This window comes from Flavobacterium sp. GT3R68, from assembly GCF_007109225.1.
In the GTDB taxonomy this organism is placed as follows: Bacteria; Bacteroidota; Bacteroidia; order Flavobacteriales; family Flavobacteriaceae; genus Flavobacterium.
Genome location: NZ_VJZK01000001.1, coordinates 964,197 through 982,653, shown reverse-complemented (window position 1 = coordinate 982,653; position 18,457 = coordinate 964,197). Strand labels below are relative to the sequence as shown.

Below are 18,457 nucleotides of genomic sequence, written 5' to 3'. Positions count from 1 at the left end.
ATGCCTTTATACAAAAAAGTAATAATTGGGTTAGTGAGCATCATAATACTCCTTTTGTTAATCAATTTGGGAGTAAATTTTTGGGTCGACCGGCAACTCCCTAAAATCATTTCTAATAAAAATAAGAGTTCCTATAACATCACGTACAAAAATTTGGATGTGTCCTTATGGTCGGGAAACATTGACGCAACTGAAGTAGTTATAGTTCCCAAAGCTGCACTGAACGATACACTCCAAAAAGCAGGGATCTACTCCAAAATCAAATCATTACAAATCAAAAAATTTAAAGCTTGGGATCTCATATTTGATGATAAGATCAGAGCAAGAAGCATTACCATCAACGGTCCCGAAGTGGTCATTTACAAAAAAAATGAAAAAGCCATCAACGATACCAAAAGCTTCCGTACCAAAGTGGTGGATCCTTTCCGTGAAATAATTGTGGTTTCGGATATTTATTTAAAGGAGGGTCGGTTAAAAATGGTGTATGTCAAAAACAACAAAGACATTCTTAGTGCCGGAAATATAAATCTGCAGCTGGAAGGAATTGTAATAACAGAGGAAACACTTAAAAACAAAATACCCTTTTCTTATCAGAAATCAAGCGTAAGTTGTGAAAAAATTTATTATCGCATCAATCCATTTTACCATTTGGAGGCAGCCTTATTCCAAAAAGAGGGCAATCAGGTTCGCATTTCCAAACTGGCTCTAATCCCCTCTTATGGGCGCAAAGGTTTTGTAAAAAGATTGCAAAAGGAAAAAGATTTATATACCGTGACCACAGATTCCGCTTCTATAAATAACATTCATTGGGGTTTTGAAAATGACCGATTTTTCATCAATGCGAATGCAATCCACTTAGACCAGCTATCAGCCAATATTTACCGAAGCAAAACGCCTCCCGATGATTTGAAAAAAAAATCATTGAACAACAAACTTTTAAGAGATCTCAAGTTTTCAATGAAGATTGACACGCTTTCGATGCGTAATTCATTAGTGGTTTATGAAGAGGAAATTGAACCGAAACGAGGACCGGCGAAAGTAAGTTTCAGTCAATTCAATTTGACAGCCACCAATATCCAGAGCGGTTTTGGCCAAAAGAAACTTCCTGATACGAAGATAAAAATCAATTGCCGACTGATGAACACTTCACAGCTAAAAGCAAACTGGACTTTCAATGTGATGGATAGAAGTGATGGTTTTAAGATTAGGGGAAGTGTCCACAATTTCAATACCGAGAAACTGTATCCGTTCGTAAAGCCATATATGAATGCCTCTATCAAAGGTGTTTTAGACGAAATCCATTTTAATTTTACAGGTAATAGTGATGTCATGAAGGGGGATTTGGACCTGAAGTATCATGACGTGAAAGTGACCTTCTACAGAAAGAACAAACCGGAAAAGAAAAACAAGTTAAAGAGCTTTATTGCCAATCTGCTGATTAAAAATGATTCCGATAACAAGACCAAAAAAGCCGATGTGGAGGTAAAAAGGATTCCGGAAAAATCTTTTTATAACCTACTATGGCGAGGCATTGCCGAAGGATTAAAGAAAATTTTAATCTAAAAAAGGCCTGCATTACGCAAGCCTTTTCATGTTAGAATATTTCTGGCAATTATTTATTGAAATCAATCCTGTTTCCTACTTCCAACCCATTGTTTTTAGCAAAAACACCACACATATGGTACAACATTCTCGCGCCTACATTGCCATCCCAGTCGTCATCACCAGGTGCTACTTCAACCAAATCAAATCCAATGATTTCTTTACCGCTGTCGGCTAATTTACTTAACAAATAAGCAGCCTGCTCAAAAGAAAGTCCACCCGGAACAGGAGTTCCCGTATTAGGGCAATGCCAAAAACTCAATCCGTCAATATCAAAACTGATGGTAACTTTTTGCGGCAAAGCACTGATAATAGCGTCACATTGCTGTTCCCAGGTTACCCCTTTAAAAGATTCTGCTTTCAAATCGATATCCGTATGAACCAATACCCTGTTTTTTTCGCCGGTCACCACCTCTACTTCCTGTTTACAGAAGTCACGGATTCCCACCTGAACAATTTTTTTTATCTGCGGAAGCTGTAACGCATTATACATAATGGATGCATGCGAATATTGAAACCCTTCATAGGCAATTCTCAAATCCATGTGTGCATCAATATGAAGAATTCCGAATTCCTCGTGTTTGGTTGCCAGGGCCTGGTAGTAACCCAGTGGAGTACTATGATCACCACCTAACAAAACGACCATTTTACCTTTTGACATCCAGTAAAGGGTTCTGGCTTTTACCGCTTCATTCAATTCATGGCAAACATTATTAATGGAATCCAAATCCCTTTTCAAGACCAGATTGTTTTCAATTTTCTCTCCGTTTTCCAATGCTTCAATGATTGGCTGCGCCAAAGCTTTGAAACGAACACTGTCATCTGCCCATTGTGCGGTTTCGGTACTCAAATCCAAAAATATCCCTAATTTCCATAATTCCGGAAATTCCTGGTGGTGCAAATCCACTTGGAAAGAAGCATCCAAAATAGCCTCAGGACCATCGGATGCACCGGCGCCATAACTCACGGTAACTTCCCAAGGCACGGGAATAATAATGATTTCACTTTCCTCTGCCGTAAATGGTAATCCGAAAATACTTTCATCGGCTAATCCCGGTTGTGAAGGATCGAAATTGGCTATTTTTTGTTCTTTGGTCATTTTATATATTTTTATGGTAAAATCAATTACCCAATAATTCCTTTTTTTAATATTTGTCCAAATTCATACATGTCTTCAAAAGAACAGTACAATGGAACTGGTGCCAAACGGATTACATTTGGCTCTCTCCAATCGGTAATCACACCATTTTTCATTAAATAATCAAATAACGAACGGCCTTCCCCATGCAGAAAAACAGACAACTGGCATGCTCTTTCACTTGAATTGGTTGGTGTGATGATTTCAAACGTACTGTCGACCTCCAAATCAATTTGTTGTAGTATGAATTCTAAATACGCTGTAATTTTATCTCTTTTTTTAATAAGTGCGTCCATTCCAACTTCATCAAACATATCCACTGAAGCCAAATACGGAGCAAGCGATAAGATGGGCAAATTGCTCACCTGCCAACCATCCGCACCGCGAACGGGATCGAAAACAGGTTCCATTTTGAAACGTCTTTCTTTGTTATGTCCCCACCATCCGGCTAATCTGGACAGTTTTGTATTATTGTGATGCATTTCATGAATAAAACAACCCGACGCATTACCAGGTCCTGAATTCATATATTTATAACTGCACCACGCGGCAAAATCCACATTCCAATCGTGCAATTCCAATTTGATATTTCCTGCAGCATGCGCTAAATCCCAACCCACATATGCACCGGCTTTGTGACCTGCTTCGGTAATGGCTTTCATGTCAAAAACCTGTCCGGTGTAATAATTCACACCACCAATCAAAACTAATGCCAACTCATCTCCGACTTCATTGATTTTTGCCAATACATCTTCGAGACGGATATTATGTTCGCCCTCACGGCGCTGGATTTCCACAATAGTGTCATTCGGGTTTAATCCATGGAACTGCACCTGACTCTGAATCATATATTGGTCACTCGGAAAAGCTTTCGCCTCACAAAGGATTTTATATCTTTTTGGAGTCGGTTTGTAAAACGAGGCCATTAGCAAGTGAAGATTTACCGTAAGGGTATTCATCACGGTTACTTCACTTGGCAAAGCACCGACAATTTTACTCAATGGTTTTGCAAAACGTTCGTGATAATCCCACCAAGGTTTTTCGGCATAAAAATGCCCTTCAACGCCAAGATTCGCCCAGTCATTCATGACATCATCAACGTATGCTTTGGTTCTTTTAGGTTGTAATCCAAGGGAATTTCCGGTGAAATAAATCACTTTTTTTCCGTTGACTTCCGGAAAAATAAATTCGTTTCTATAGTGAGCCAGTATATCCTGAGCATCGAGTTCCTGCGCAAATTCCCTTGTATTTTGAAAAGTCATTGGTTTTTCTTTTAAAGACGGTAAAAATAAGAAAAAATAAGAATTCCCACGGATTAAACCATTCCAATAATTTCATACATTTATAAATTTAAAGTTCAATTTTATGAAAACCTATTCGAACGCTATCATTATTGCTATTGCCGTAATCGTTTCGGCCTTTTTATTTTCAAATGCCTTTCAGAACAGGAATAAGGGTAACGACACTATTAGCGTTACAGGATTGGGGAAAAAGGATTTTGTTTCCGATTTGATAGTCTGGAGTGGTTCTTTTTCAAAAAAGAGCCTGACTTTGAAAGATGCCTATGCTTCATTGGATAGCGACAGGGAAAGTATCAAAAGATATTTATCATCCAAAGGGATCAAATCCGATGAAATGGTTTTTTCTGCAGTAAATTTCAACAAAGATTTTGACATCATTTATAACGAAAACGGAAGCACCAGACAACAGGTTTTTGCCGGATTCACCTTAACCCAAAGTGTAACAGTTCAGTCTAAGGACGTCAATAAAATTGAAGATATTTCCAGGCAATCCAGTGAATTGATTAACTCCGGTGTGGAATTCTACTCCAATCCACCTGAATATTACTATACAAAACTTGCAGAGCTGAAAATAAAAATGATTGCAGAAGCCACTAAAGATGCCAGTACACGTGCTAAAAGCATAGCAGAAAATGCAGATGCCGGTTTGGGTCATCTGAAGAAATCTGATATGGGCGTTTTTCAGATTACGGGTCAGAATTCATCAGAAGATTTTTCATACGGCGGTTCGTTTAACACCAATTCCAAGAATAAGACTGCCAACATCACGGTAAAATTGGTTTATGAAGTAAATTAATTCCTCATAGATTTTATAACAAAAAATCCCGTCATTGCTGACGGGATTTTTTGTTAAATGTGGAATAGCTTATATTATTAGCATCGCATCACCGTAAGAATAGAATTTATATTCTTCTTTGATCGCTTCTTCGTATGCTTTTTTCATTAAATCATGTCCGCAAAATGCCGAAACCATCATTAATAAAGTTGATTTAGGCGTATGGAAATTAGTAATCATACAATCCGCAATACTGAAATCATGAGGAGGAAAAATAAATTTATTTGTCCATCCATCAAATGTATTCAATGTTTTTTGTGAAGAAACAGCGCTTTCTACAGCACGCATAGAAGTTGTTCCTACTGCGCAAACCTTTTTCTTTTTGGCTTTGGCCGTATTCACAATATCGCAGGCTTCCTGAGTAATTTTCAACTCTTCCGAATCCATTTTGTGCTTGGATAAATCTTCTACTTCAACAGGATTGAAAGTTCCCAAACCAACGTGCAAAGTCACTTCGGCAAAATTCACACCTTTGATTTCCAATTTTTTCAACAAATGCTTCGAGAAGTGCAATCCTGCAGTTGGAGCCGCAACAGCACCTTCCTCTTTAGCATAAATAGTTTGGTAACGTTCCGCATCTTCTGGGGTTACTTCTCTGTTGATGTATTTAGGGATTGGGGTTTCACCCAACTCTGTCAATTTATTTCTGAATTCTTCATACGAACCGTCATAAAGAAAACGCAATGTTCTACCACGGGAGGTAGTATTATCGATTACCTCAGCCACCAACGAATCATCATCACCAAAATACAACTTGTTCCCGATTCTGATCTTACGTGCCGGATCAACCAAAACATCCCAAAGACGTTGTTCGGCATTCAATTCTCTCAACAAGAATACTTCAATTCTGGCTCCTGTTTTTTCTTTATTTCCGTATAAACGGGCTGGAAAAACTTTGGTGTTATTCAGAACCAGAACATCTCCATCATCAAAATAATCGATTACATCCTTGAACATTTTGTGCTCAATGGTTTTTTTCGCACGATTGATAACCATTAAACGTGCCTCATCTCTATTTTCAGCCGGATATTCTGCAAGAAGTTCTTTTGGTAAATTAAATTGAAAATGGGATAATTTCATGAAGTCTTTTTATTTAGGTTGCAAATATACGATTGTGGAATAGGCGTTGTCAAGTGTTTTGATGTTTATTTATTTTAGAGGCTGTAACTTAAACTGTTGAAAACTGCGCAAGGTCATTAAACAGTGCTTTCTTAGGTTTATTTTTCTAAAATATTAAACCCGATTGTTTTCAAATCCTGCCAAAAATCGGGATAGGATTTGGAAACTACCTCAGCATTTTCGATTTCGATGGGCACTTTTATCGCCAAAGGAGCAAATGCCATTGCCATACGGTGGTCGTCATAGGTTTGTATTGTAATTCCGGATTTGATTGCTGCGGAAGGTTCGATTGTAATACTATCATCATTAATCTGAACGCTTGCACCTAATTTTGACAACTCCGCTTGTAACGCTTCCAAACGGTCGGTTTCTTTTATTTTCAAGGTATGCAGGCCCGTCAAATGACATCCGATTCCCAATCCGAAACAGGTTACCGCTATCGTTTGGGCAAGGTCAGGTGTGTGATTCAGGTTTAGATCCAGTGACACTAGCTGTTGTTTCTGCTTTGTTAACGTTATTTGATTTTCATGAAATGTGGTGGTCACGCCAAGATTCTGATAGAGTTCAGCCAGGGTACTGTCGCCCTGAAAACTGTTTTGTTTGTAACTCGACAATGTAATCTGGGTATTTTCGTCAGATAAAGCGACAATTGAATAAAAGTAAGAAGCCGAAGACCAGTCGCTTTCGACGGTGATTTTGGAATCCGAAATTTCTTTTTTAGGGAAAGCTATTATTTTATTATCTGCAAAAGATGTTTCCACACCGATTTCATTCAGCAAAGCCAAAGTCATCTTTATATAAGGGACAGATGTAACCTTACCTTCAAGAGTCAATTCCAATCCCTTTTCAAGTTTGGGCGCAATCAGCAATAATGCAGAAATGTATTGACTGCTGACGTCTGCTTTTAAAGTAATGGCATGATGTTGGAGTTTTTGCCCTTTAATTTTGATTGGTGGGAAATTTTCATTTTCCAAATATTCTATTTCGGCACCCAATTGGCGTAATGCCGCTACCAAAACATGAATTGGTCTTTCTTTCATTCTGGAGGAGCCCGTCAGCGTTACTGTCTTACCTTGCTGGACCGAAAAATAAGCAGTCAGAAATCGCATCGCTGTTCCTGCATGATGGATGTCGATTATCGAATCATCGCTTTGCAAGGCTTTTATCATTACATCGGAATCATCCGAATTGGAAATGTTATGTAAGGTAATATTGGGATATAGACCCTGGAGCAATAACAAACGGTTCGTTTCAGATTTTGAACCGGTGATTGAAATTGCCGTTTTATTGGCGATACTATTTGCTATCAGCAGTAAATGCATTTATTTTAGCTTTTCGTTGTTGCGGTGACGGTCTTTGTCGCGGACCGATTTCAAATCCATTTTCTTGTCAAAAGCGGCCTGAAGATCAATTCCGGTCTGATTCGCCAAACATAGTACAACGAAAACCACATCGGCCAATTCCTCACCTAAATCTTTGTTTTTATCGCTTTCTTTTTCGGACTGCTCTCCATAACGGCGGGCAATAATCCGGGCTACCTCGCCTACTTCTTCGGTAAGCTGCGCCATATTGGTCAGCTCATTGAAATAGCGTACACCATGTTCTTTGATCCAGGTATCGACATCGAGTTGTGCGTTTTTTAGATTCATGATTTATACTTTTTTAAGGACAATTTTTTCGTTTTGTTTTTTAATTATCAGGGCATAGAACTCTTTCAACTCATCATAAAATTAAAATCCTTCTTTTTAAACCTTTTTATTTCATTTCCGAACTGATTATAGATTACTGCCTCCAAGGATTTTACACGCGTGGAATTATCATAAAATTGATTGGCATCAATACGCGATTCGCCTTTTACATTCAATATCGTTACAATACGTTTCGTGGAAATCAACATGCTTTTTACTGATTCAATCGCACTACTGCATTCGCGTTAGTTTTCAGACTGTCCGGAATGGATAATGTGGCTATTTGACCTACTGCATGGAAACCAACCAAAACAAAAAAACTATTAGAAAATAGTTTTTTCTCAGGTGGTTGCTGTATTAAAATATGTTCATCATTCGTTGTTTTTACTGTCTATAAGAATCGTAACCGGGCCATCATTAATTAAACTGACTTTCATATCTGCACCAAATTCTCCTGTCTGAACTTTTTTACCTAATTCAGCTTCTGTCCTAGTAATGAAATTTTCATACATCGGAATGGCAATTTGAGGCTTTGCGGCTTTAATATAAGATGGGCGATTTCCTTTTTTTGTGCTGGCATGAAGTGTGAACTGGCTTACGATAATAATATCACCGTTTACATCTTTTACTGATAAATTCATCACCTCGTTTTCATCCCCAAAAATACGAAGGTTGATAATTTTACTCACCAGCCAATTGATGTCTTCCTGATTGTCTTCATTTTCTATTCCGATGAGAATTAACAATCCCTTCTGAATAGCTGCTGTTTTTTGTCCATTGATGGTTACGGAAGCTTCGGCAACTCTTTGAATCACTGCTTTCATCCTTTATTGCTTATTCCTAGTTTCGTCACTGGCAATACGATCCTCATTATGGATATCGGTGCGATAATGCTCATCATCACCTTCCAAAATTTTCAGATAACTGTTGTAACGCGACCATGCAATCTCGTCTCTTTCCAATGCTGATTTGATGGCGCAATGGGGTTCTTCCTTATGCAGGCAGTTATTGAATTTACACTGGTCTTTCAGTTTGAAGAATTCCGGAAAATACCCGCTGATTTCTTCTTTTTCCATATCAACAATTCCAAATCCTTTTATTCCTGGTGTGTCAATAATATGAGCCCCAAAAGCCAAATCATACATTTCTGCAAAAGTAGTGGTGTGTTGTCCCTGTTTGCTTTGTTCCGAAATATCTTTGGTTTTTAAATGCAGGCTCGGTTCCATCGCATTGACTAATGTGGATTTTCCAACACCGGAATGACCCGAAAACATACTGACCTTTCCAAACATCATCTCCTTAAGCTCCTCCACTCCTTTTCCTTGTGTGGAAGAAACCCGAAGACATTTGTATCCCACTTGCTGATAGATATGTTGCAGGTACAATTGTTCTTCAACGGTCGCCTCATCGTACGTATCGATCTTATTGAAAATCAAAATGGCTTCAATTCCGTAGGCTTCTGCTGTAACTAGAAAACGGTCGATAAAATTAGTGGTCGTTGGCGGATTGTTAATCGTAATCAATAAAAAAACCTGGTCGATATTGGAGGCGATGATATGCATTTGATGCGACAGATTCACGGATTTACGGACAATATAATTTTTCCGGTCATGGATTTTATGAATCACTCCGGTAACGATATCCGAGTTTTCATCCAGTTCATAATCCACAATATCTCCAACCGCGATTGGATTGGTGCTTTTGATTCCTTTTATCCTGAATTTCCCTTTCATACGGCATTCAATAAAATCCCCTTCCGAGGATTTTACGGTATACCAGCTCCCTGTAGATTTATAAACGATTCCTGTCATGCAGCAAAGATAAATGGTTTTGTCTAAAATTCAGAATATACTACTTGTTAATCACTCTTTCCTGATGCACAATGCTTTCTTGGTGGATCGCCTTGAAGATTTTTAAAATAAATTCCTCACTCAATTCCTTTTGTTCGCCCTCCAGTATCATTTTTCCCAATATCTCGTTCCACCGTTTACTTTGAAGAACAGCAACATTTTTTTCTTTCTTGAGCGCCCCAATTTTATTGGAAACCTGCATTCTTTTGCCCAATATATCCACCAATTTGGTGTCAAAATCATCAATTTCGATACGAAGACGAGCCAGTTTTTGATTAAAATCAGCTTCCTCTACTCCTACATTCCGGATTTTCAAATCGGAAAATATTTGTTTCAGTGCGGCCGGAGTTACCTGTTGGGCGGCATCACTCCAAGCATGATCGGGGTCAATATGGGTTTCGACCATCAATCCATCATAGTTTAAGTCCAATGCCTGCTGGGAAACCTCCAAAATCATATCACGTTTTCCGGAAATATGTGACGGATCGCAAATCAATGGCAAATCCGGGAATCGGTTTTGTAATTCAATCGCAATCTGCCATTCAGGTATGTTTCTGTATTTTGTTTTTTCGTAGGTTGAAAATCCCCTGTGAATAACCCCTAATTTTTTGATTCCAGCATTATACAGGCGTTCTACGCCACCTATCCATAGTGCTAAATCGGGATTTACCGGGTTTTTTACCAAAACTATTTTATCGGTATTTTGCAAAGCATCAGCTATTTCCTGAACCGCAAACGGATTCACGGTAGTGCGCGCGCCAATCCACAGCATATCGATGTCGTGTTCCAACGCCAATTTTACGTGTGCAGCATTGGCTACTTCGACTCCCATCAACAGACCTGTTTCGGCTTTCGCTTTTTGAAGCCATTTTAATCCGATGGCACCCACGCCTTCAAAACCGCCCGGACGGGTTCTTGGTTTCCAGATACCGGCCCTGAAAATACTGACATCCGAATCCTTCAATTCGTGTGCAATTTTCAAAACCTGTTCTTCGGTTTCCGCGCTGCAAGGCCCCGCTATTACTATTGGATGCGATAGTTTGAAATCGTCTAACCAGGTTCCCAATGCTTTACTATTTTCCATAGTTGTTGTTTGTTACAAAATTAAGGTTTTTGCCCTTTGGTTGGGAGCAAAAAAAATCCCGATGCGAGACCGGGATTTGTATTTTCGTTTCTATTTAATTTCAATTAAATAACGACATGACAATCCCTGCTGCTTTTCCAAGCAGACCAAAGAGAATTGTTCCAGATATTTTGTTTATTCGATGTCATTCCTGCAAATATAAAAAATTGGATTTTTAATTCGTGTTTTTCAGTCATAATTCAATCATTTATTTTGTTACTTTTGCTTCAAATCCTGAATTATGTCAATTGATGTTAAGAATATTTCCAAGAGTTACGGTGCCCAAAAAGCATTGGACAACATTTCTTTTTCTGTAAATAGGGGAGAAATTGTTGGTTTCCTGGGGCCAAACGGTGCCGGAAAATCCACCTTGATGAAAATTTTAACAACGTATATCATCGCCGATGAAGGTGTGGCGAGCGTCAACAACTTTGACGTGACTGCACAACAAAAATCCGTTCAGCTGTCTGTTGGTTATTTGCCGGAACACAATCCGTTATATCTTGATTTGTATGTCCGTGAATATTTGGCCTTTAATGCCGATGTTTATAAAGTGGCAAAATCCCGTATTGAAGAAGTGATCGAGTTGACCGGTTTGACTTCTGAAAGCCATAAAAAAATAGGACAATTGTCCAAAGGATACCGTCAGCGTGTGGGTTTGGCGAATGCTTTACTGCACAATCCGGATGTTTTGATTCTGGATGAACCGACCACAGGTCTGGATCCGAATCAATTGGTTGAAATCAGGAATGTGATTAAGAATGTTGGGAAAGACAAAACTGTTTTTCTGTCCACACATATCATGCAGGAAGTCGAAGCGATTTGCGACCGGGTGATTATCATCAATAACGGAAAAATCGTCACTGATAAAAAACTGGACAACCTGATATCCGCTGAAAAAGAACAGATTATTGAAGTGGAATTTGATTTTAAAATCGAAGAAGAATTTATTGCAAGAATACCTCATTTAAAATCATACAAAAACGTGCACGATATGGTTTGGGAATTGACATTCTCTTCCGATAAGGATATGCGTCCTGTGGTTTTTGATTTCGCTCATGACAATGGACTCAAAACCTTGCAGCTGAATCAGAAAAACAAAAACCTGGAAACCCTTTTCAGGGAAATGACCAAGAAGAAGTAATTCTGAGAGAACTATTGGTTATAAATGACGCGTCCGTGGTACAGTTCTTTGACTTTCATCCCATCAGTGGGAAGTGTGCTTTTTAGGATTATATTTCCGGTACTGACCATTTTTCCCGTAATACTATCCACAGGCTTCACAATCATATCATTGGAACCCCGGTGAAAAACTTTAATCCATTTGGCAGTTAAATTTTGGCCCATAAAACGACCATTTCCATCATAAAAATTCAGCAATACCTGATTAGTTTGCCCTGAGATATAGTATCGGGCAACATTGTTGTTTTCTATAACTGTCTGCACATTATTGACCTGAATATTAAAATCTCCGGTTCCTGCACCATCAGTTAAATCCATAGAGAACAAACGCAATATTGGAAAAGTCAGGACACCATTAGATGAAATGGTTTTTTCGGTTTTGGAGTGCAATTCAATAATATCAGGGGCTGTTACATAGACCGTCGTCTGTCCGTATTCACGGACCCAATTACACGTAGTATTATCGCGTAAGGACAATAATCCATCGACGATTTTTACTTCGATATCGTCGATTAAATTCTCACCCGTTTTTACCTCGATTTTATAAGGCCCTTCGGCGACCACAAGTGCAATGCCGGGATAAACAATTATTTTATCAAAGTTAGTTCCTTCCGGAACACCATATTCTTTGGAAGTTATCGGTCCGGTTGATTCCACACAGTCACCAGGTTTGGAACAACCTAAAATCAAAAATAATAATGCAATTACGGGTAGTATTTTTTTCATATATAATAATTATAATCGTGCTCCAATTGCAAACTCTAATGCTTCCGCTAAAAATCCGTGGGTCTTAATGGACACGCCAGTAAAAAATTTATCGCTGATATAATATTTCATTCCCAATCTGTCATAAACCGGGATATCATATTTGTAAGGCTGGTATACATAATATCCCACTTGTGCTTCCAGCGAAATTTTGTTGATGAACAGTTCGTGACCAATAAATACTCCTATTCTTTTATAATCGGTATTTGGATCTACATTTTCATAAGCTACAGCTTGGTACTTGATAAAATCTTTAAAAGAATTGGTTAAAAAAAGTTCGGTCCCAAATTGTACTGCACTTTTTCTGCCCAAGCGTTTGTCTGCATACAATCCAATATGGTAGAAAGTATGCGTTCCGCTACCAATTATAGGACTCTCATTAATTCCGGTTCTCAGGACGAAATTGTATTTAATAGGTTGTGTAAATTTTACTCTGTTAAAAATGGTATCCGGTGCATTTTGCTGAATCTTGCCAAAATTATAGTTAATTCCAAAATTGATATTGTACGTATTTATTCCGCTGTTTGGTGATTTAATTCTTCCGTTGGAAAAATGCGTAAAGACAAATCCCGCCTGAATACCAAATCTGTCAATCAGATTTTCCTTCTTATAATTCACGACGAAATCGGTATTGGCCATGATTTTGGAACCAAATGCGTTGTTTTTACTGTTGGTTATATTATCATGAGGATTGGTAGTCATTGCAATTCCTTCCGCTATTTTTACCATCAGCTTTCTTTTCAGGAAATAAAAATTATAGTGCCCACCCAGTGCATAGCATTGTCCCAAATATTCATTCTTTAAATCCTGGTATAAAAAATAAGCGCCATAATCCGGATAATTATAAATAGCATGCCATTCTTCTTTCCCATGTGTCTCTTTCGAAAAACTAAACATTACGGCCTCGGGATGACCGGTTATCAAATGCGATAAATCCGGTGCATGTCGCATTACATTTCCTGTGAAATAATTCACATCAAAAGCATTGGAATCGTTAAATTCCTGCGCTGAAACGAATCCGAAAAACAACAACAATACTCCCGTTAAATAAACTCTCATCTGACCAATTAAAGCCGCAAATATATTCTTTTTTAGAATATGGACTGCGCTATTTGTTTTATGTTTTGGGATTTACCCATTGAGTAGTAATGCAATACGGGAATTCCTGCTTTTATCAATTCCTTGCTTTGGTTGATACACCATTCAATCCCAATCTGATTTACCGCTTCTGCATCGGTTGCACGAACGACTTCCATAATCAGATCATCCGGTAATTCTACACTAAAACGATGTGGAATTAAATTCAGTTGTTTTTTGGTGGCGATGGGTTTTAATCCGGGAATAATGGGAACCGTAATTCCTGCAGCCCTGCATTTTGCCACAAAATCGAAATATTTTTGATTGTCGAAAAACATCTGAGTGATGATGTATTCTGCGCCATGTTTGATTTTTTTCTTTAAAAAATGAATGTCACTATCCAGACTGGGAGCTTCTATATGTTTTTCGGGATAACCGGCGACACCAATGCAAAAATCAGTTCTGCACGAATTTTGTAAATCAGCATCTAAATACACGCCATTGTTCAGATTTGATATTTGGGATACCAAATCGGATGCATACAGATGGCCCCCCTTTTCCGCCTTGAAATATGTTTCGCTTTTGATGGCATCCCCGCGAAGCGCCACTACATTTTGAATGCCCAAAAAGTCGATATCAATCAGGAAATTCTCCGTGTCTTCTTTGGTAAAACCGCCACAAAGGATGTGAGGAATCGCATCAACCTGGTATTTATTTTGAATGGCAGCACATATCCCAACAGTTCCCGGGCGTTTTTTGACGATTTTTTTCTCCAATAAACCACTTGGTAATTCCTTGAATTCAAATTCTTCCCGGTGATAGGTTACATCTATGAAAGGCGGATTGAATTCCATCAACGGATCGATGCTGTCGAAAATAGATTGTATGTTTTGTCCTTTTAAGGGAGGTAATATTTCAAAAGAGAATAGTGATTTCCCCTTTGCATTTTCTATATGTTGCGTTACTTTCATTTAAGTAATTGTTTTATTTTAAAATTGAAATTTAATCGGCAATGTTAGGATTGAGCCATTTTTTGGCCGTTTCGGTTGGAATATTTCTTCGTTTGGCATAATCGATTACCTGATCCTCCTTGATTTTTCCCAAACCGAAGTATTTGCTCTGCGGATTTCCGAAATAATATCCTGAAACCGATGAAGCGGGCCACATCGCCATACTTTCTGTAAGTTTCACACCGATTTGCTCTTCCACATTTAATAATTTCCAGATGGTCGGTTTTTCCAAATGATCGGGACAGGCAGGATAACCAGGCGCGGGACGAATCCCTTTATATTCTTCTTCAATCAGATCCTGTTTGGAAAGATGTTCCTCGGAAGCGTAGCCCCAGATTTCTGTCCGTATTTTTTCATGCAGGTATTCCGCAAAAGCTTCGGCTAAACGGTCGGCGAGTGCTTTGACCATTATTGAATTATAATCATCTAGATTTTTCTCAAATTCGGCTGCCCATTCATCCACACCGAAACCGGTCGTGACGCAAAACGCGCCCATATAATCCGTTTTCCCGGTGTCTTTTGGCGCTATGAAATCGGCTAAAGCCAAGTTACAAGCTCCTTTGGTTTTCTGTGATTGCTGGCGTAAGGTCAAAAATGTGTGTAATTTTTTTCCGTTTGCATCTGATAATTCAATGTCGTCATCGTTGATTTGGTTCGCCGGGAAAATACCGTAAATCCCTTTAGCCGAAAGTTTATTTTCTTTCAAAATCACAGCCAGCATTTGCTGCGCATCTTTAAAAACGTCTTTTGCCTGTTCACCCACAACCTCATCATTTAAGATGGCTGGGTATTTTCCGAATAATTCCCACGTCCTGAAGAATGGTGTCCAATCGATATAAGGGACTAAAGTTTCTATACTGACTTCAATGGTTTTTGTTCCGATGAAATTCGGTTTTACCGGAGTGAAATTTTCCCAATCCAATTTTAGTTTATTGAGTCTCGCCTCTTCAATGGTCAGGAAATTTTTATCCCGGCTTCTGTTTAAATACCCTTCCCGTAATTCATCATATTCGGAACGCAGAGCTTTGGAGTATTCTACTTTACTTTCAATATTCAATAAATTTCCGGCAACGGTCACTGCACGTGAAGCATCGTTTACATGAACCACAGTTTCGGTGTATTCGGGTGCAATTTTCACGGCCGTATGTGCTCTTGACGTTGTGGCACCACCAATCATTATTGGGATTTTGATGTTGAGTTTGTCCAGTTCTTTCGCCAGATACACCATTTCGTCGAGTGATGGCGTAATCAATCCGCTCAATCCAATGATGTCTACGTTTTCTCTGATGGCAGTTTCGATGATTTTTTCCGGCGAAACCATTACCCCTAAATCAATGATTTCGTAATTGTTGCAGCCCAAAACCACCGCTACAATATTTTTTCCGATATCGTGAACATCCCCTTTTACGGTCGCCATCAGGACTTTTCCGGCAGAGGTAGACTTACCGTCTTTTTCCAATTCGATGAATGGCAAAAGATACGCTACTGCTTTTTTCATTACCCTTGCAGATTTCACCACTTGAGGCAAAAACATTTTCCCGTTTCCGAATAAATCACCGACAACGTTCATACCTGCCATAAGATTGATTTCGATAACTTCGATGGGTTTTGATGCCGCTTGTCTGGCTTCTTCAATATCCAGTTCGATAAATTCATCAATACCTTTGACTAAGGAATGCGTCAATCTTTCCTGAATTGTTCCCGAACGCCACTCTTGGATTGCTTTTTCAGTACTCTTGACATCGCCTTTTACATTTTCGGCAAAATCGAGCAATCTTTCGGTAGCATCTTCTCTCCTATTGAGTAAAACATCTTCGACGCGTTCGAGTAAATCTTTTGGGATTTCATCATAGATTTCAAGCATTTCGGGATTGACGATTCCCATGGTCATTCCATGTTGAATGGCATGGTATAAAAAGGCGGAATGCATGGCCTCACGCACTTTATCGTTGCCACGGAAAGAAAACGAGACATTACTCACACCACCACTAACATGAGCGTATGGCAAATTTTCCCGAATCCATTTGGTCGCTCTGAAGAAATCAAGCGCATTCAGTTTATGTTCATCCATTCCCGTGGCCACCGGGAAAATATTGGGATCGAAAATAATGTCTTCGGCAGGAAAATCTACTTTATCCACTAAAATATCATAAGAACGTTTGCAAATTTCGATGCGTCGTTCGTAGTTATCGGCCTGGCCTTTTTCGTCAAATGCCATGACAATCACAGCCGCACCGTAGCGTTTTACTAATTTGGCGTGATGGATAAACGTTTCTTCTCCTTCTTTTAACGAAATGGAATTTACCACACTTTTGCCTTGAGCGACTTTCAGACCGGCTTCGATGATTTCCCATTTGGAGCTGTCAATCATTACCGGAACGCGGGAAATATCCGGTTCAGACGCAATTAAATTTAGGAAAGTCGTCATCGCGTGCACGCCGTCAAGCATGCCTTCATCCATATTGATATCGATGATTTGCGCGCCGCCTTCCACCTGGTCACGGGCTACAGAAAGCGCTTCGTCGTAGCGCTCTTCTTTGATCAGACGAAGGAATTTTCGGGAACCGGTTACATTGGTCCGTTCTCCGACATTAACGAAATTCGTTTGGGGAGTAATAATCAAAGGTTCCAATCCTGAAAGTTTCAGGTACTTTTTACAGTCAGCTTCTGCCATTATATCGTTTCTAAAGTTCTCGGTTGGTATTCTTTGGCGACTTCTGCTATTAAGCGGATGTGTTCCGGATTGGTTCCGCAGCAACCACCGATGATATTGATTAAGTTATCTTCTAAATATTCTTTTATCAGTGCCTGCATTTCCGCCGGCGTCTGGTCGTATTGCCCAAAAGCATTGGGTAAACCGGCATTGGGATGTGCCGAAATATTGAATGAGGTATTGTGCGCCAATTGTTTTAAATAAGGCTTGAGCTGGTCGGCACCCAAAGCACAATTGAATCCCACACTCAACAACGGGATATGGGAAATGGAAATCAGGAAAGCTTCCACAGTTTGACCTGAAAGAGTTCTTCCGGAAGCATCGGTAATGGTTCCTGAAACCATAATTGGAATATCAATTTTTCGATCTTCCTTTACTTCTTCAATGGCGAACAAGGCCGCTTTGGCATTGAGCGTATCGAAGATGGTTTCCACTAACAGAATATCGCTGCCGCCATCGATCAGCGCTTCTACTTGTTGCTTGTAGGCAATCCGCAAATCATCAAAAGTGACAGCGCGGTACCCCGGGTCGTTTACGTCGGGCGACATACTCGCTGTTCGGTTTGTAGGTCCGATAGAACCGGCTACAAACCTTGGTTTATTAGGGTTTTTGGTGGTAAATTCGTCTGCTACTTCACGGGCAATTCGTGCCGATTCGTAGTTAAGTTCATATACTAAATCTTCCAGGTGATAATCGGCCATACCGATGGTGGTTCCCGAGAAAGTATTGGTCTCTACAATATCGGCTCCTGCTGTAAAATATTGGGCATGGATATCCCGAATCGCCTGTGGCTGGGTGAGTGATAACAAATCGTTATTTCCTTTCAGGGAATGAGGAAAATCTTTGAAACGTTCGCCCCGAAAATCTTCTTCGGAGAAATTATAGCGCTGCAACATCGTTCCCATCGCTCCATCGAGGATCAATATCCGGTTTTTAATCGCGTCGTGAATTTTTGACATTTAGTTTTCTTTAAAAAATTTACAAAACTTCAATACATCTATTTTTTAGCCCCGATTGAAGTGAAAATCCTTTTATTTTTTTCTTTAAAAAATAA

Annotated in this window: 17 protein-coding genes; 3 read left to right on the top strand and 14 right to left on the bottom strand. The window is 39.2% G+C overall.

What is annotated here, in order from left to right; all coding sequences use genetic code 11:
- Positions 1–1,563, top strand: coding sequence for a hypothetical protein (locus FNW07_RS04235; protein ID WP_126743723.1), 1,563 nt, complete (start codon positions 1–3; stop codon positions 1,561–1,563).
- 49 nt (positions 1,564–1,612) lie between these two features.
- Here the strand turns inward: FNW07_RS04235 and FNW07_RS04230 are convergent, their stop codons facing one another.
- Together FNW07_RS04230 and kynU are read right to left on the bottom strand one after the other, a co-directional pair.
- On the bottom strand, positions 1,613–2,701 hold the full coding sequence (locus FNW07_RS04230; protein WP_126743722.1) for an agmatinase family protein: 1,089 nt from the start codon (positions 2,699–2,701) through the stop codon (positions 1,613–1,615).
- A gap of 26 nt (positions 2,702–2,727) precedes the next feature.
- Positions 2,728–4,002: a kynureninase gene (kynU, locus tag FNW07_RS04225; protein ID WP_126743721.1), complete on the bottom strand. Its 1,275-nt coding sequence runs from the start codon at positions 4,000–4,002 to the stop codon at positions 2,728–2,730.
- Positions 4,003–4,105: 103 nt separating this feature from the next.
- On the opposite strand from kynU, the gene FNW07_RS04220 reads away from it, so the two are divergent.
- The gene (locus tag FNW07_RS04220) at positions 4,106–4,837 is read left to right on the top strand and encodes an SIMPL domain-containing protein (RefSeq protein WP_126743720.1); all 732 of its coding nucleotides are present in this window, start codon (positions 4,106–4,108) and stop codon (positions 4,835–4,837) included.
- Between the two features lie 69 nt (positions 4,838–4,906).
- Here FNW07_RS04220 and queA read toward each other — a convergent pair whose 3' ends face one another.
- The 7 genes from queA to FNW07_RS04185 all read right to left on the bottom strand — a co-directional run bounded on the left by queA (position 4,907) and on the right by FNW07_RS04185 (position 10,617).
- Positions 4,907–5,956 (bottom strand): tRNA preQ1(34) S-adenosylmethionine ribosyltransferase-isomerase QueA, encoded by a 1,050-nt coding sequence (gene queA, locus FNW07_RS04215; RefSeq protein ID WP_126743719.1) that lies wholly within the window; start codon positions 5,954–5,956, stop codon positions 4,907–4,909.
- Positions 5,957–6,093: 137 nt separating this feature from the next.
- On the bottom strand, positions 6,094–7,317 hold the full coding sequence (gene aroA / locus FNW07_RS04210; RefSeq protein ID WP_126743718.1) for a 3-phosphoshikimate 1-carboxyvinyltransferase: 1,224 nt from the start codon (positions 7,315–7,317) through the stop codon (positions 6,094–6,096).
- Complete coding sequence (locus tag FNW07_RS04205; RefSeq protein ID WP_126743717.1) at positions 7,318–7,644, bottom strand: nucleotide pyrophosphohydrolase; 327 nt, start codon at positions 7,642–7,644, stop codon at positions 7,318–7,320.
- A 65-nt stretch (positions 7,645–7,709) separates the two neighbouring features.
- Entirely contained in the window at positions 7,710–7,892 is a 183-nt protein-coding gene (locus FNW07_RS04200) for a hypothetical protein (protein WP_126743716.1), read from the bottom strand.
- A 162-nt stretch (positions 7,893–8,054) separates the two neighbouring features.
- A complete protein-coding gene (gene dtd, locus FNW07_RS04195) occupies positions 8,055–8,507 on the bottom strand; it encodes a D-aminoacyl-tRNA deacylase (RefSeq protein ID WP_126743715.1) in 453 nt (150 codons plus the stop codon).
- 3 nt (positions 8,508–8,510) lie between these two features.
- Positions 8,511–9,494: a ribosome small subunit-dependent GTPase A gene (gene rsgA, locus FNW07_RS04190; RefSeq protein ID WP_126743714.1), complete on the bottom strand. Its 984-nt coding sequence runs from the start codon at positions 9,492–9,494 to the stop codon at positions 8,511–8,513.
- Positions 9,495–9,534: 40 nt separating this feature from the next.
- Positions 9,535–10,617: a bifunctional 3-deoxy-7-phosphoheptulonate synthase/chorismate mutase type II gene (locus FNW07_RS04185; RefSeq protein WP_126743713.1), complete on the bottom strand. Its 1,083-nt coding sequence runs from the start codon at positions 10,615–10,617 to the stop codon at positions 9,535–9,537.
- A 280-nt stretch (positions 10,618–10,897) separates the two neighbouring features.
- Here FNW07_RS04185 and gldA point away from each other — a divergent pair, with 280 nt between their 5' ends.
- Positions 10,898–11,800, top strand: a complete 903-nt coding sequence (gene gldA, locus FNW07_RS04180; RefSeq protein WP_126743712.1) for a gliding motility-associated ABC transporter ATP-binding subunit GldA — start codon at positions 10,898–10,900, stop codon at positions 11,798–11,800.
- An 11-nt stretch (positions 11,801–11,811) separates the two neighbouring features.
- On the opposite strand, the gene FNW07_RS04175 is transcribed toward gldA, so the two are convergent.
- From FNW07_RS04175 to FNW07_RS04155, 5 genes are read right to left on the bottom strand one after another with little or no spacing between them, the layout of a single operon-like run.
- The gene (locus FNW07_RS04175; protein WP_126743711.1) at positions 11,812–12,564 is read right to left on the bottom strand and encodes a GIN domain-containing protein; all 753 of its coding nucleotides are present in this window, start codon (positions 12,562–12,564) and stop codon (positions 11,812–11,814) included.
- 9 nt (positions 12,565–12,573) lie between these two features.
- Positions 12,574–13,662, bottom strand: a complete 1,089-nt coding sequence (locus tag FNW07_RS04170) for an acyloxyacyl hydrolase (RefSeq protein WP_126743710.1) — start codon at positions 13,660–13,662, stop codon at positions 12,574–12,576.
- A gap of 32 nt (positions 13,663–13,694) precedes the next feature.
- The gene (metF, locus tag FNW07_RS04165; protein ID WP_126743709.1) at positions 13,695–14,651 is read right to left on the bottom strand and encodes a methylenetetrahydrofolate reductase [NAD(P)H]; all 957 of its coding nucleotides are present in this window, start codon (positions 14,649–14,651) and stop codon (positions 13,695–13,697) included.
- Between the two features lie 31 nt (positions 14,652–14,682).
- Positions 14,683–17,364, bottom strand: a complete 2,682-nt coding sequence (gene metH / locus FNW07_RS04160) for a methionine synthase (RefSeq protein ID WP_126743708.1) — start codon at positions 17,362–17,364, stop codon at positions 14,683–14,685.
- Complete coding sequence (locus FNW07_RS04155; RefSeq protein WP_126743707.1) at positions 17,364–18,362, bottom strand: homocysteine S-methyltransferase family protein; 999 nt, start codon at positions 18,360–18,362, stop codon at positions 17,364–17,366. Before FNW07_RS04155 ends, metH begins: the two co-directional genes overlap by 1 nt.
- Positions 18,363–18,457 lie beyond the last annotated feature (95 nt).

Bases quoted from the DNA above. Each gene is read 5' to 3' on its own strand.
- FNW07_RS04235 (WP_126743723.1), top strand. From the start codon at position 1: ATGCCTTTATACAAAAAAGTAATAATTGGGTTAGTGAGCATCATAATA.
- FNW07_RS04230 (WP_126743722.1), bottom strand. From the start codon at position 2,701: ATGACCAAAGAACAAAAAATAGCCAATTTCGATCCTTCACAACCGGGA.
- kynU (WP_126743721.1), bottom strand. From the start codon at position 4,002: ATGACTTTTCAAAATACAAGGGAATTTGCGCAGGAACTCGATGCTCAG.
- FNW07_RS04220 (WP_126743720.1), top strand. From the start codon at position 4,106: ATGAAAACCTATTCGAACGCTATCATTATTGCTATTGCCGTAATCGTT.
- queA (WP_126743719.1), bottom strand. From the start codon at position 5,956: ATGAAATTATCCCATTTTCAATTTAATTTACCAAAAGAACTTCTTGCA.
- aroA (WP_126743718.1), bottom strand. From the start codon at position 7,317: ATGCATTTACTGCTGATAGCAAATAGTATCGCCAATAAAACGGCAATT.
- FNW07_RS04205 (WP_126743717.1), bottom strand. From the start codon at position 7,644: ATGAATCTAAAAAACGCACAACTCGATGTCGATACCTGGATCAAAGAA.
- FNW07_RS04200 (WP_126743716.1), bottom strand. From the start codon at position 7,892: ATGTTGATTTCCACGAAACGTATTGTAACGATATTGAATGTAAAAGGC.
- dtd (WP_126743715.1), bottom strand. From the start codon at position 8,507: ATGAAAGCAGTGATTCAAAGAGTTGCCGAAGCTTCCGTAACCATCAAT.
- rsgA (WP_126743714.1), bottom strand. From the start codon at position 9,494: ATGACAGGAATCGTTTATAAATCTACAGGGAGCTGGTATACCGTAAAA.
- FNW07_RS04185 (WP_126743713.1), bottom strand. From the start codon at position 10,617: ATGGAAAATAGTAAAGCATTGGGAACCTGGTTAGACGATTTCAAACTA.
- gldA (WP_126743712.1), top strand. From the start codon at position 10,898: ATGTCAATTGATGTTAAGAATATTTCCAAGAGTTACGGTGCCCAAAAA.
- FNW07_RS04175 (WP_126743711.1), bottom strand. From the start codon at position 12,564: ATGAAAAAAATACTACCCGTAATTGCATTATTATTTTTGATTTTAGGT.
- FNW07_RS04170 (WP_126743710.1), bottom strand. From the start codon at position 13,662: ATGAGAGTTTATTTAACGGGAGTATTGTTGTTGTTTTTCGGATTCGTT.
- metF (WP_126743709.1), bottom strand. From the start codon at position 14,651: ATGAAAGTAACGCAACATATAGAAAATGCAAAGGGGAAATCACTATTC.
- metH (WP_126743708.1), bottom strand. From the start codon at position 17,364: ATGGCAGAAGCTGACTGTAAAAAGTACCTGAAACTTTCAGGATTGGAA.
- FNW07_RS04155 (WP_126743707.1), bottom strand. From the start codon at position 18,362: ATGTCAAAAATTCACGACGCGATTAAAAACCGGATATTGATCCTCGAT.